Source organism: Flavobacterium amniphilum (genome assembly GCF_023634845.1).
In the GTDB taxonomy this organism is placed as follows: domain Bacteria; phylum Bacteroidota; class Bacteroidia; order Flavobacteriales; family Flavobacteriaceae; genus Flavobacterium; species Flavobacterium amniphilum.
This window is the reverse complement of sequence record NZ_JAMLJL010000018.1, coordinates 26,959-41,570: the sequence shown is the minus strand read 5'-3', so window position 1 is coordinate 41,570 and position 14,612 is coordinate 26,959. Positions and strand designations below refer to the sequence as shown.

The following is a 14,612-nucleotide window of genomic DNA, read 5'->3' as shown; positions in this document are numbered from 1 at the left end:
AGTTAGAAATTATCTTTCCCAGTCCGATTTTATTCCTAAATTTGCACCGCGTTAATCGCACACGACACATAACTAACTACACCCGAGGCGCTTATATTTTTAAAACTTTTATCACCATAAAAGTCGGATTTTATAAGTTTCGGGACATAAAACAACATTTTAATGCCGCACCTAGAACCCGAAGCAAAAATATTTGCCTGTTCACAAAGTGTTTACCTAGCCGAGCAAATCGCCGAAAAATACGGTGTTGCGCTGGGGAAAGTAACGTTCTCGCAATACAGTGATGGTGAGTTTCAGCCGTCTTATGAAGAATCAATCCGCGGATTGAGAGTATTTATCGTTTGCTCGACTTTTCCAAGTTCTGACAACTTAATGGAATTGTTATTAATGATTGATGCTGCCAAAAGAGCTTCAGCAAGACATATTACTGCTGTTATTCCTTATTTCGGTTGGGCCCGTCAGGACAGAAAAGACAAACCCAGAGTACCGATTGGAGCTAAACTGGTTGCAAAATTATTGGAAAGTGCCGGTGCTACACGCATCATGACCATGGATTTACACGCTGACCAGATTCAGGGGTTCTTCGAAAAGCCGGTGGATCACCTGTTTGCTTCAACCATTTTCCTGCCGTATGTAAAAAGTTTAGGTTTAGAAAACTTAACGATTGCATCACCGGACATGGGAGGTTCAAAAAGAGCGTATGCGTATTCTAAATTCTTAGAATCTGACGTGGTGATTTGTTACAAACAACGAAAAGCCGCTAACATAATCGAATCGATGGAATTGATTGGTGAAGTAAAAGGGAAACATGTAATCCTTGTGGACGACATGATTGATACCGGAGGAACTTTAGCCAAAGCGGCCGACTTGATGATCGAAAGAGGCGCCGTGAGTGTGAGAGCAATTTGCACACACGCGATTTTATCAGGCAGTGCTTACGAAAAAATCGAAAACTCACAATTGAGCGAATTAATCGTTACCGATTCTATTCCTTTAAAGAAAGAATCAAGTAAAATAAAAGTGGTAAGCTGCGCTTCTCTTTTTGCAGAAGTAATGCACATGGTTCACCACAATAATTCCATCAGTGGAAAATTTTTAATGTAAAGGCTGTCAACTTAATAATAAGTTGTACATTTGCCGGCTCATTACGCATAAAGCTAACAGCTTCATGCAAAAGCAAGTAAAATATTTAATAACTATATTTTTTTAAAATGAAATCGATTACAATCAAAGGATCAGAAAGAGAAAGCGTGGGCAAAGTTGCTACTAAAGCCTTACGTAATGCTGGAGCGGTTCCTTGCGTTTTATACGGAGGAGATCAACCTGTACATTTCTCAGCAGAAGACAAAGCTTTCAAAAGCTTGGTTTACACTCCAAACGCACACACAGTTGTGATTGAATTGGAAAACGGTAAATCTTTCAATGCAGTTTTACAAGACATCCAGGTACACCCTGTATCTGACAAAATCTTACACATTGACTTCTACCAGTTGTTTGAAAACAAAGAAGTTACTATGGAAATTCCAGTAAGAGTTGTTGGTACTTCTCCAGGTGTATTATTAGGAGGTGTTTTACGTTTAAACCAACGTAAATTGAAAGTTAAAGCTTTACCTGCTAACTTACCTGACTTTATCGATGCTGACATTTCTTCTTTAGAAATGGGTAATAAATTATACATTACTAAATTAGCATCTGATAACTACAAATTTTTACACCCGGACAACACTGTAGTGTGTCAAGTAAGAATTTCACGTGCTGCGATGAAAGCTGCTCAAGAAGCTGCAAAAGCAGAAAAAGGTGGAAAAAAGAAAAAATAATTTTCTTACACTCTATACAAAAGCACCTCAAACGGGGTGCTTTTTTTATACCTTCTAATTAACAAACGGAAAGAATTCAGCAGTAACCGTATCTTTTTTTTGTAATCCGTTTAATTCAATTAATTTTGTTTCCATGATTAATTGGATCAAAAATCTGTTCGCACACAAGACAGAACCAACAGAAACTGACATGAAAAAATTTTTAATTGTTGGCCTTGGCAATATTGGAGCCGAATATGCCAACACCAGACACAATATCGGATTTAAAGTTTTGGACTTCCTTGCCAAAAAAGAATCATTGGATTTCCAAACTGTTAAATTAGGCTCCCTGGCCGAACACAAAGTCAAAGGAAGAACTTTACTTCTCCTTAAACCGAATACTTACATGAACTTGAGCGGAAAAGCCGTTCAGTATTGGATGGAAAAAGAAAAAATCACAAAAGAAAATATTTTAATCATTACCGATGACCTGAATCTACCCTTTGGCACCATCCGCATCAAACCGAAAGGTTCAGACGGAGGACACAACGGATTAAAAAGTATTCAGCAACTGTTAAATTCAGCCGATTATCCGCGTTTCCGTTTTGGAATCAGCGATGACTTCAAGAAAGGCAAACAAGTTGATTATGTTTTAGGTGAATGGGATGAAGAAGAAAAAACCAAACTTCAGGAAAGACTCGAAGTTTCAGTCCAGGCAATTGAATCTTTTGCCTTGGCAGGATTAGGAAATACCATGAATATATTTAACGGAAAATAAAAAAGGGAAGCAAATGCTTCCCTTTTCAGTTGTATTACTTAGAACTACTCAACAATAATACGTTCAGTTGTTTTCTTACCACCATTTGCAATCGTGATCAAATAAACTCCTGACTGAGCTTTTTCAAGGTTAACTTCCTGATTGAAAGCGCCGTTGTTTACATATGATTTTTCAAAAATCTGTCTTCCTCTCATGTCATATACATTGATTACAACATTATCAGAAGTATAAGGATTAAATCTTACTGTGAAGTTTCCTTTGTTCGGGTTTGGATATAAAGAGAAATTCTCGAATTGGAAATCATCTTTACTTAATGTATTCTGAACACCGAAATAGTAAACACCACCAATACCATTAGCTACATTTGCAGTTAATGTTGTATTGGCACCAAAAGTACCAACTGTTGTTGCCAAAGTAGTAGTACCACCTTGCTTAATAACTCTTAAAGCCGATCTGTTGTTTCCGGTTGCAGCTTCCCATGCAGCAATTTCAGCCTCCGTAAAATAGAATTTCAATGTAGCCGCTCCTGATGCATTATTTGTTGCCGGTGTAACCGTAACCGATTTAGCCGTCACTTTCAGATTATTAGCTGTATTCGAACCGAAATTAACAGCTGCTGCTCCTGCAGTAGCCTGGTCTCTTGTTACAGCAACAGTAGTACATCCATAATTAAAGTTTGTATTGCTTGTAATATCAGCAATTAATCTTCCACTAGTTGCATCTTTAGCATATACAGTTCCTGTAGAAGGAATTGCAGCCGTATATTGCGTACCTGTATTAACAACCGCCTGAACTTCTGTATTAACAGTCGCCGTAACCAAAACAGAATCTAATATCAACAATCCCGTAGAAGCATTTCTGTTATTATGTCTGAAAACAATATATCCTGTTTGTCCAGCCAAAGCTGATAAACTCTGAGTCTGCAATTCAGTACTTCTATTAACAACAGTTGACAAGTTTTTCACCACAGTTCCTGAGGTAATATTAGCTATTGACGAAGGATTTGTTGTAAAATAAACCGCATACTCACCCGCAGAACCAGTTGCAGCTGAATGATAACCCCCAATTATATATGTCAACGTTGCAGCAGATGCACCTGCCGGAATAGTAATTTGCGGACTGATAAGGAAGTTATTCGGTGTTGCACTTCCGGTTCCCCCAAGATATGTCAAACTTTTTTCAGAATATCTACATGATCCAGAGATCGTATTTGGAGCTGTTCCAAAACCATTAAGCGAAGTAGGAGTAAGTGTTCCCCAATTCTTTCCGTCGCCATCTCCATCAAGGACTGTCCATCCACCCGCTGTTGAGAAATCTGAAGATAAAATAGTAGCCGATTGCGTTACTGTTGGAGCTACATCATTGTCTACAATTGAAACCGACAATAAAGCAGTATCATCACCTGCAATGATAGCCGCATCTCCACCACCAGCGTTAACAGTCATTCCAATCACAACATTCTCAGCTGATTCTGCAATACCGTCATTATAATATCTGATCGTTAACGTTTGTGAAGTTGTTGAACCCGAATTAAACGTAACTGTTGGTGTCATAATCTGGAAATCTGCATTATTAGTTGCAGTAGTTCCTCCATTTACATTAAAAGTAACAACCGCATTTGCCGTTGGCGCTTTTATTACAGAAACAGCGTAATTTACGTCCGTATAACTACAATTAGTTCCTTCAGTAACTGAACAATAGTTAACTCCTTTATTAAAATAAATACCTGCAGACGGAGCAGTTGCACCATTCGAAGCATTTAAAGTATTTCTTCTGGCAGCACCTGCCATGATGGTTTGCATCCTTGACTTTTGATCAGCGGTAAATGTATCCATACAAGCGTCATTGGTATAATCCATATAGTTTTGCACCATATCATTACCAGGTGTTGAAGCACAAGTATTTGCACTTAAGTTACAAGTATAGTTGGCCGTATTTGCAGCAGGAGTATCTGCACAATAATCTTTATCTGCATTCGAATTTGTTCCCGGACAAGCTGTATTGTCTCCCCAAATATGACGAAGCCCCAACCAGTGACCTACTTCATGGGTCATTGTTCTTCCTAAGTTATAAGTAGGATTTAAAATAAAGGTACCGTCGTTTAAAGCATTAGTTCCCATAGCATCAAAACCAGCAACAACACCATCAGTGTTAGCCGCCCCACCAGAAGCACTTAAGCCAGCCAGTCCTGTTGCATCAGGAAATTGTGCATATCCCAACAATCCGCTTAAACCTCCTTGATCCAATGGCAAACCGCCTGGACGAATTGTCCACATATTTAAATATTTTGTTGGATCCCAGATAGTATTGGTTTTCATTAATTCGACATCGCCATTTGTTTCCCAGTCAGGACCACCAACACCGTCTGCCACATCGTTATTATAAGGAGCAATCTGATGTCTTACCACACCGGTCGTAGGATTTCCGTTTGGATCTCTTTTTGCCAAAACGAAATTAATTTCACAGTCAACTGCTAATCCTGTTGTATTAGCCCCTCCGGGTGTACTGGCCATTCTTCTGTAATCCTGGTTCATTACAGTAATTTGAGAAATAGCCTGGGCATCTGTGATATTCTCACCCGTCCCTATACAATCACCGTCATGAACAATATGAATAATAACCGGAATATTATAAACCGCCTGTATATTTTTCCCGGCAGCCCTGTCAGCTTTAATCTTCGCAATTTGAGGAGCTAACCACTTCTCAAACTCTTCTGTTGTTGCACGTTCCGGATGTTTAGCTCTCAAATGTTCCTCATTTTCTGTTGTGTAACATCTGATATGCCCGCTTGGCGTTAGTTCTTGTAAATGTTTTTCCTGCCCAATAGCATTCATAGACAAAAACGAAAAAGCCAACAAACTCAATAGATTTGTAGTATTTCTTTTCATTAAATAATTTTTTGGAAAATTTAGTCGGCAAATATATAACAAATCATCTGTAATTTGTTAGAGTAAATCTGTTAAAATTAACAAGTTTATTGAGTAGTATTTAAAAAATAAAAGCGCAGAATAATTTTCTGCGCTTTTATCATTATTTTTTAACAGGTATTACCTTACTCGACTATTATTCTCTTAACTGTTTTTTTCAAACCGTCATTGATATTCACCAAATAAACCCCTGATTGTACATTATCCAAACTTATCTCCTGATTAAATGATCCTGTGTTTGCAAATGATTTTTCAAGGATTTGTCTTCCTCTCAAGTCATACACTTTCACTTCGACATTGTTTCCAGACTCTGAAAGGAATTGCAACGTGAATTTACCTTTATTTGGATTTGGGTAAATTCTCACATTTGTCATTTCAAATTCCGGATTAGACAATGAAGGCTGAAGATCACAGATATTCAATCCCCAACTGTTCAATGTTCCTCCGTCTTGATTGAAATTATCCTTTACAGTCAAAGTCCATGTACCTGTTGATGAAGTTCCGTTAAAAACAGTAAGTGCATTCAATGGAATAACCGAACCGTTAACAACAGGACTTCCTGAACAATTCAAAGCAGTTCCTGAATCATCAAAAACAGCGTTTATATTTTGTCCCGATCCACATGATTGATTAAACACAATTGCTGAAGCACCTGTAGGCCCTGTAAGCGTAAGCGTCAAATCTGAAACATATGTATGCGTAATATTCACACTTAAATTCACATCATTGATCGTCAATCCAGCCGGAACATTTATAGTAGAAGTAACTGTTGGCGCCCCACTGCTCGAAATTGTCTGTGCTGTATTATTTGTTACAGAAGCACAATTGATAACACCGGTCGTAAATCTGTTACCTGCACTAAATGAACCATCACATCCGTCATTTTTAGGCATAATTCTCCAATAGTAATTAGTCGCCTGACTTAATCCACTAACGGAATAATTTGTTGCAGAAGTAGTTCCTGAAGCAATTATATTCGTAAAAGAAGCATCGGCAGCAACCTGAACATTATAAGATGTCGCACTTGTAATCGCTGCCCACGTCAAGTTAACTGTTGTATTCATTCCTGTAGCATTATTAGCTGGAGAAGTTAAAGATGCTGCTCCAAAATTACTACTGAAAATCTCAAGATAAAAAGGAACTGTTTTAGTTGTAGCTCCTGAAGTTGCATTGACAATAATATTGTGCATTCCTACCGGTGTTGAACCTGAAGTGGTAACTGTCATCACAACAGTTCCGTCGGCAGACAATGAAGTTGGTGAGAAACTAACCGTTGTTCCAGCCGGTACTCCTGTCGCACTAAAATTAGTCACAGCATTAAAAGATCCCATCGCATCATATCTGAATGTATAGGCAATATCATTTGTCGCAGTTTGACACTTACTTTTATTTTGTTCTCCCGCAACTCCATTAAAACTAACTGCAAAGTCATTTCCACCAACTGTAGTTGTAATGTTCGCATTTGAGATATCGAAGAAAATATTTCCGTTTCCTTTCACCATTACACGTCCTTGTGTTCCTGCTCTTCCACTATCAACAGAAACCGGAACCGTTACAGTTTCACTTCCGTCATTTGGCACTCTGCTAGCCAATAAAATAGGATACGTAAGACCTCCGTCATTTGAATAATAAATATCAACATAAGCAGCATTAATACCATTAGCAGTAGTTCCAGAAACATTCCAGGTCACAGGCAAATTAGATCCTTCAACCAAAGAAACTGCTGTGTTTGGTGAAGTAACCGCAAAAGCTGCTCCGGTATTCACAACCGTAACTCTCATATCGTCAAAATTAGTTTGGGCAACACTAGGTGTAGCCAACGAATATGGAACGTTATCTCTCACAGTCAATCTGAAATTCAATGTTCTTGCCACTGAACTCAAAGCTTCAATATTAATAATTTCATTTCCTGTTCCGGAAGTTGTAGCCAAATTAGCAATGATCGAATTGATATTCGGCATATATCTGTAAGGAACATTTTTTGCAGGATATGAAACCCAGTTTGGCCCTGTAGGTTTTGCTATTCTTGCACGGCTGTTATTTCCTGTTTGTCCGACACCGTCATCCATTTGTTCCCAAGAATAAGTCAAAGTTCCGTTTGGATCAGTAGCCGATCCGTTCAGCATAAACGGAGTACTGATCGGAATCAAATAATCTGCTCCGGCATTTACCACAGGTGCCTGATTTGCAACAGCGATTTTAACCGGACATGTTTTACCTTCTAAATTTCCTTGAATTTGAGCAATGGTTGCAGCATGATAAACGTCAATTGAATGAGGAGCCACATCATGCCCCGTAATACCTGCATATCCCATGATTGTAATTCCTGAACCAACCTCTACATTTACACCACTTCCTTCATTGTTATGGGAAAAAGTGTGATTACCGCCTAATTGGTGACCTACTTCGTGAACCACATAATCAATATCAAAATTATCACCGGACGGAACACCGTCAGCCGGCGATGTATATCCACTACCTTTTCCTGAATCACAAACACAACCTATACAACCTGCATTTCCACCACCACCGGTAGCACCAAATAAGTGACCAATATCATAATTAGCATCACCAATTGTATTAGTCAATGCTGTTTGCAATTGTCCGTTCCAGTTAGCCATTTGAGCTGCAGGCGAATATGGATCCGTATTTGCATCATAGTAAATAACACTGGTAGTATTTGCAATTAAGTTTAAATGTAAAGCCAATTCCTTTTCATAGACTCCGTTACATCTTGTCATTGTATTATTGAAAGCAGCTAAAACCAAATTTTCCTGAGCAACAGATGTAGCACCAAAATAGTTTGAATATTCTGCCGTACATGACTGAGCCAGACGCATTGTTCTCAGAAACTGCCCGCTTGAACGTGATACTTTACCCTGAATATCTGAACTAAGCTTATCAAATGTTCTTATATCATCGGTCGTACAAGTCCATGCCAACTTTCCTCTTTCTCTTCTCGAATTGAAAACAGCATACACTTTACCATCTTCAGAAAAAGGCTCCATAAATTCATTTTCCTTATCCGTTCTGAAAACCATCGTTTGAATACCCAAAGGCGAAACACTTAATTTCAGAGTCGCTTTTTTATCGGTTACACCAACTCCGGAAAAAGCTCTGATTTCAGGAAAACGTGCCTGTAATGCAGGTTCGAAATTTGAAGCTTCATAAATTTCAAATTCCTCGATGCCTCCATTGGCATTTGGTAATGATATAATTGTAGTTTTTTTTCCGCTAACCGAAACAGCCGAATAAAGCAATTGCTTGAATGCTTCAGAATTCAGGTTAAACAATTTGAATTCATTTGGAAATGATTGCCTCTTGGCAATTTTGGAAGCCTTGAGTTGACTTCTGTTTTCAGAATTCTGATTCCAATACTTATTTCCCTGAGAGTTTCCTCCTATTGAATAAAGCACAGAAAACAAAATCAAAAGTAATTTTCTTTTCATAAAAATGTTTTTAGTTTAGTAGAATTTTAGAATTTTAACAAATATATAATAAAATGCAATCTCAAAAAGTTAATTGTAAATATTTTAAACACAAAAAAAGGGTGGTTTAAAAAAACCACCCTTTTACTATTGAATAAACAATTTTACTTATTCTACAATTATTCTCTTAACTGTTTTCTTTCCACCATCTACAACTGAAAGTAAATAAACTCCAGCCTGAGCGCGGTCTAAACCAATTATTTGGTTGAAAGCACCATTGTTTACGTATGATTTGTCGAAAATCTGTCTTCCTCTCAAGTCATGAACAGTAACTTTCACATCAGTTCCTGTATTAGAATTAAATTTCAATGTAAAATTACCATTATTCGGATTAGGGAATAATTCAAATCCTTCAAATGCGAAGTCATCATTTCCTAAAGTAAACTGTTTAGAACAAACTGTCAAATTATAACTAACAATTGTCCCTGTATCATCAGCAGCCTGATCCATAACACCAAACGTCCATGTCCCGTTAGGGTTTTGTCCGTTTAATGCAGATAAAGACTGAGCAGGAACAACATTTCCTGTAATTGTTGCAGCACAAACAATTGCCGATCCCTGATCATCAAAAGTAGCATTGATATTATCATTACTGGTACATGAACGGTTGAATACGTTAACTTGAGTTCCTTGCGGGCTTAACATGGCGATTGTGATATCCGAAATCCATGTATGTGTTAAATTCACGGCAAGATTAACATCAGTGATAGCAGCAGTAGTCGGAACATTTACTCCATGAGTCAGGAATGAAGGCGTATTATCAGGAATAGCCGCATTAGGAGTAATTGGATAACTGTTACAAGTAGAAGTTACCGTATAACCGATAGCAATATCTTTAGTATTCACGTTAAAGAAAATACTTCCGCTTGCTTTAACCATTACCCTACAACGTTGAGCTGTAATATTAGGAACAGTAATAGACTGTGATCCGTCATTTGGAGTACCTGCAAGTAATACAGTAGGATAAGTCAAACCACCATCAGTAGACAATAAAATATCAACATTTGCACCACCGGCAGATGCGTTTGTATTATTTACTGCCCATGTAATGTTTTGTGAACTTCCTTGATTCCATGATTGGTTATCTACATTTTGAGAAGTTACTGTTAATGGCCCTCTTGTAGCATCAATAGTCACAACTGCATCATCAAAATTAGTCTGACCTACTTTTACCGGCGCAGAAGAACTAAAAGGAGCATTATCCCTAACCGTTAATCTGAAATTTAATGTTCTCGCAACTGAACTAAGTGCCTCCACATTGATATCTGCACCTGCAGTTGTTACTTGGCCATTTAGAACCGATGCAATGTTAGGAAAAACTCTTGTTGGGGTAGAAACCGCGTCGTATGATCTCCAGTTAGGACCTGTTGCTTTAGTTACAATTGCAGCACTGTTTGCATTGGTTTGAGCCGCTCCGGCATTGTCGATTTGTTCCCACTGATAAGTTAATGCATCACCTGCGTTAGCATCTGTAGCGGAACCTGTCAACATGAAAGGTGTGCTTCTTGGAATTGTATAATCAGCACCTGCATTAACAACAGGTGTTGCATTGTTTGCCGCAATATTAGTTGTAATTGGACATGCTTTTGACGCAAGATTAACCTGTATCTGGTTGATAGAAGCCGCATGGAATTTATCAATAGAGTGTGGCGCAACGTCATAGCTCGTAATACCGGCATATCCCATGATACTTACACCTGAACCAGGCTCCATGTTAACACCACTGCCTTCATTACTCATTGAGAATGTGTGATTTGCACCTAACTGATGCCCCACTTCATGAACAATAAAGTCAATATCAAAATTATCTCCCACAGGAGCAGTACTGGTTGTAAAACCACTTCCTTTACCTGTTCCACAAACACATCCGATACATCCGGCATTCCCATTATTTCCAATAGCAGAGAATAAGTGACCAATATCATAATTAGCATTTCCTACACCTCCACCTGCATCCAAAGCAGCCTGTAATTCAGAATTATAATTAGCATCAGTATCTCCATAAGGATCTGTTGCCGCATTTGTATAAATAACATTAGTAGAAGTCGCTACTAAATTAAGGTGAAGCCCTAAGTCTTTCTCATACACCCCATTACAACGAGTCAAAGACGCATTGATTGCCGCAAGAGAAATTGCCACTGTCGGTGTAGTACCAACTGCAATGGCATTTGCATGATAAACCGAATATTCACCGGTACAAGATTGCGCCAAACGCATCGTCTTTAATTGCCCTGCACTTGATCTTTGGGTAGATTTAATCTGATCAGACAAATCACTGAACATTTTTTTATCATCTGTAGTACAATTAACACTCAATTTTCCGTTCCCGGCTGAGCGGTATACTGCATAAATTTTTCTGTCCTGGGAATATGGCTCCATGAATTCAGTATCACTCCCAACTCTCGAAACCATTGTTTGAATTCCCTGTGGAGAAATACTCATTTTTAAAGTAGCATACTTATCCGTAATACCTCTTCCTGAATAGGCTCTGATTTCAGGAAATTGTGCCTGTAATTCAGCATCGAAGTTGGAAGCTTCATACAATTCAAATTGCTCCATTCTCCCTTCAACACTAGGAAGTGTGATCAAAATTGACCCTTTTCCTGTTAGACTTCCTAATTCCTGTTTAAGTGATTGAAAATTTAAATCGAATAATTTAAATTCCTTTGGAAAGTTTGATCTGGCAGCTGCATTATTAGCCGCCACATTAGCTTTAGATTCCTTGTTTACTGCCCAATACTTTCCTGTTTGAGCATTCGCAAGACCTAATGAAAGTAAAGCAAATAGCGTTAGTAATTCTTTTTTCATTTTAAAGTTGTTTGATTTTTAACAAATTTAAAAAAATATTTTAAAAAAATATCTAAATTTTTTCAATACTCCGTTTTTATTATCTTCCCAACGAAACAAATCTTATCTTTGCCAAAACTTTTAAAGTGAAAGTATTTCATTCCATCTTTGATTTCAAGCCCAAGGGCAAAACAATTATAACTTTAGGAACTTTTGACGGCGTACACATAGGTCATAAAAAAATTATCGACAAACTTCTGAAGAATGCCCGGATTGACGATCTCGAAACTGCCGTGATTACTTTTGCACAACATCCGCGGAATGTACTACACTCAAAAGAAAGTGTGAGCCTCCTGAACACTACACCGGAAAAAATACACCAACTGGAATCAACCGGAATTGACAATTTAATCATCCTTAATTTCGACAATACCTTATCCGAATTATCAGGTGAAGAATTTGTTAAAACAATTTTGGTCGACCAATTAAATCTTCAGAAAATAATTATAGGATACGACCATCGCTTCGGAAAAAACAGATCTTCAGACATACACGATTTAATCAATTTCGGAAAAAAATACCATTTTGATGTCGAACAGATTTCTGCAGAAGAAATTGACGAAATAACCATAAGTTCTACTAAAATAAGAAACGCAGTCGGACAGGGAAATATTGATTTGGCCAACCAATATTTAGGCTACCATTATTCTTTTACCGGCATAGTTGTAAAAGGAAACCAACTGGGACGCACAATTGGATTCCCAACAGCGAATATCCAAATCAATGATCCTTTGAAAATTATACCTGGAAACGGAGTTTATGTAGTTACCGGAAAATGGAACAACAAGTTACATCAAGGAATGATGAATATCGGGACAAAACCTACCATCGATGGAAAAAACCTGTCGATTGAAGTTAATTTTTTTGATGTTAACGAAGATTTATACGGAAAAGAAATCGAAATTTCTGTTTTACATCATCTCCGCAACGAACAGAAATTCGACTCACTCGATTCATTAAAAAATCAAATATTCTTAGACAAAAAAGCTTCTTTAACTTATTTCAACTAAACAAATACGAGCCATTTGTTTGTTAAATATTTGGAAATCAATGTTATATTATATAACTTTGAGAATGAGTCATAAGAGACTTCCTATTGTTTAACATAAAATAATCGGCCATGCACATCTCAAGAGAAGTATACAACGGTATTATGATTTTCATAGGTATTGGACTTTATTTCCTTACCATGGAATTATTAGGCTTATCAGACATTTTCCTATTAAGACTGCTAAACATAGTAATTGTAGTTTATTTTGTCAATAAAACCATAAAATCAAATTACGCAGAAGGAAAAACAGCCTATTTAGACAATATCATTTCGGGTAGTTTAACATCACTTATCGGTGTTGCACTGAGCGTTGCAGCTTTGCTTGCCTACATTTCCATGAAGGGCGGGGATGCGTATCTCGCAAAACTGTCCCAAAATTTCCTTTTTGGCGGCGGACAGCCATCTATGTATCAGTATTGCATCGGTTTGTTGTTTGAAGGTATCGCTTCATCAATAATTATAACCTTTACGTTGATGCAGTATTGGAAAGACAGACGGGTTAAGAGTTTTTAGAATTCAATTATATATTGAGAAAAAATGTTTCCGATTATTTTATTGGGAACATTTTTTTGTTTATGAAGGTTATTCAACCTGAAATCCTTATTTTTGACGCATACAAAAAAGGAGTTATGAGTATAACAAGAAATAATTGGACTAAAGAAGAAATTATAGCAATATACAATAAACCATTAATGGATTTACTTTATGAAGCAGCCAGTATTCATAGAGAACATCACGATCCTAACGTAGTTCAGGTATCTACTTTATTATCGATTAAAACAGGCGGATGCCCCGAAGATTGTGGTTATTGCCCACAAGCAGCACGTTATCATACCGACATAGAAGGAAATGATTTAATGGGTATTCAACAGGTTAAAGCACAAGCCTTAAGAGCTAAAGCTTCGGGATCTTCAAGAGTTTGTATGGGAGCAGCCTGGAGAAACGTAAAAGACGGACCTGAATTTGACCAGGTTCTTGAAATGGTCCGCACCATCAACAAACTAGACATGGAAGTATGTTGTACTTTGGGTATGCTAACCGAAAACCAGGCGCAACGTTTAGCAGAAGCTGGTTTATATGCATACAATCACAATTTAGACACATCTGAAGAATATTATAAAGAAGTTATTTCAACACGCGGATTTGAAGACCGTATTGAAACAATCCAAAATGTACGCAAAACCAATGTTACGGTTTGTAGCGGAGGTATCATCGGAATGGGAGAAAGTGTTGAAGACCGCGCAGGAATGCTTGTTGCACTGTCAACCTTAAACCCACAACCTGAATCGGTGCCAATCAATGCCTTGGTAGCCGTTGAAGGAACGCCAATGGAAGAAGAAAAACCGGTTGAAATCTGGGAAATGATCCGTATGGTAGCCACTACAAGAATTGTAATGCCGGAAACCCAGGTTCGTTTATCAGCTGGAAGAACTAATATGACCCGCGAAGGACAGGCCATGTGCTTCTTTGCAGGAGCCAATTCAATTTTTGCAGGAGACAAACTTTTAACCACTCCTAACCCGGATGTAAATGAAGATATGAAAATGTTTGAAATGCTTGGGTTACAACCACAAAAACCATTTATCAAGAAAATGCAACCCGAAACCGTGGAAGCATCTGATTCAGAATTCCAATCATTAGGCGAGAAACCAAGATGGAGCAGACCGGGTCATACTATTGAAAGAAACGTAGAAGCATCCATTAAAGGAAAATAAAATCAAAAGC

Annotated in this window: 10 protein-coding genes; 6 read left to right on the top strand and 4 right to left on the bottom strand. The window is 37.8% G+C overall.

Features of this window, described 5'->3' with window-relative positions; all coding sequences use genetic code 11:
* Window positions 1–162: 162 nt before the first annotated feature.
* Together NAT51_RS16615 and NAT51_RS16610 are read left to right on the top strand one after the other, a co-directional pair.
* On the top strand, window positions 163–1,104 hold the full coding sequence (locus NAT51_RS16615; RefSeq protein WP_250600672.1) for a ribose-phosphate pyrophosphokinase: 942 nt from the start codon (window positions 163–165) through the stop codon (window positions 1,102–1,104).
* A 107-nt stretch (window positions 1,105–1,211) separates the two neighbouring features.
* Window positions 1,212–1,817 carry a 50S ribosomal protein L25/general stress protein Ctc gene (locus NAT51_RS16610; protein WP_250600670.1) on the top strand — a complete coding sequence of 202 codons (606 nt, stop codon included), beginning with the start codon at window positions 1,212–1,214 and terminating at the stop codon, window positions 1,815–1,817.
* Between the two features lie 54 nt (window positions 1,818–1,871).
* On the opposite strand, the gene NAT51_RS16605 is transcribed toward NAT51_RS16610, so the two are convergent.
* The gene (locus tag NAT51_RS16605; protein ID WP_250600730.1) at window positions 1,872–2,009 is read right to left on the bottom strand and encodes a hypothetical protein; all 138 of its coding nucleotides are present in this window, start codon (window positions 2,007–2,009) and stop codon (window positions 1,872–1,874) included.
* Between NAT51_RS16605 and pth the strand changes: the two genes are divergently transcribed.
* Window positions 1,951–2,574, top strand: coding sequence for an aminoacyl-tRNA hydrolase (gene pth, locus NAT51_RS16600; protein WP_250600668.1), 624 nt, complete (start codon window positions 1,951–1,953; stop codon window positions 2,572–2,574). The genes NAT51_RS16605 and pth overlap by 59 nt on opposite strands.
* A 44-nt stretch (window positions 2,575–2,618) precedes the next feature.
* Here pth and NAT51_RS16595 read toward each other — a convergent pair whose 3' ends face one another.
* From NAT51_RS16595 to NAT51_RS16585, 3 genes are all read right to left on the bottom strand, one after another.
* On the bottom strand, window positions 2,619–5,462 hold the full coding sequence (locus NAT51_RS16595) for a T9SS-dependent choice-of-anchor J family protein (RefSeq protein ID WP_250600666.1): 2,844 nt from the start codon (window positions 5,460–5,462) through the stop codon (window positions 2,619–2,621).
* A 164-nt stretch (window positions 5,463–5,626) separates the two neighbouring features.
* Window positions 5,627–8,950 (bottom strand): zinc-dependent metalloprotease, encoded by a 3,324-nt coding sequence (locus tag NAT51_RS16590; RefSeq protein ID WP_250600664.1) that lies wholly within the window; start codon window positions 8,948–8,950, stop codon window positions 5,627–5,629.
* Between the two features lie 147 nt (window positions 8,951–9,097).
* A complete protein-coding gene (locus NAT51_RS16585; RefSeq protein WP_250600662.1) occupies window positions 9,098–11,797 on the bottom strand; it encodes a zinc-dependent metalloprotease in 2,700 nt (899 codons plus the stop codon).
* Window positions 11,798–11,922: 125 nt separating this feature from the next.
* Between NAT51_RS16585 and NAT51_RS16580 the strand changes: the two genes are divergently transcribed.
* The 3 genes from NAT51_RS16580 (at window position 11,923) to bioB (ending at window position 14,602) form a co-directional block, all read left to right on the top strand.
* Window positions 11,923–12,846, top strand: coding sequence for a bifunctional riboflavin kinase/FAD synthetase (locus tag NAT51_RS16580; RefSeq protein ID WP_250600660.1), 924 nt, complete (start codon window positions 11,923–11,925; stop codon window positions 12,844–12,846).
* Window positions 12,847–12,956: 110 nt separating this feature from the next.
* Window positions 12,957–13,400, top strand: coding sequence for a hypothetical protein (locus NAT51_RS16575; RefSeq protein ID WP_250600658.1), 444 nt, complete (start codon window positions 12,957–12,959; stop codon window positions 13,398–13,400).
* Between the two features lie 116 nt (window positions 13,401–13,516).
* Window positions 13,517–14,602, top strand: a complete 1,086-nt coding sequence (bioB, locus tag NAT51_RS16570; protein ID WP_250600728.1) for a biotin synthase BioB — start codon at window positions 13,517–13,519, stop codon at window positions 14,600–14,602.
* Window positions 14,603–14,612: the final 10 nt, after the last annotated feature.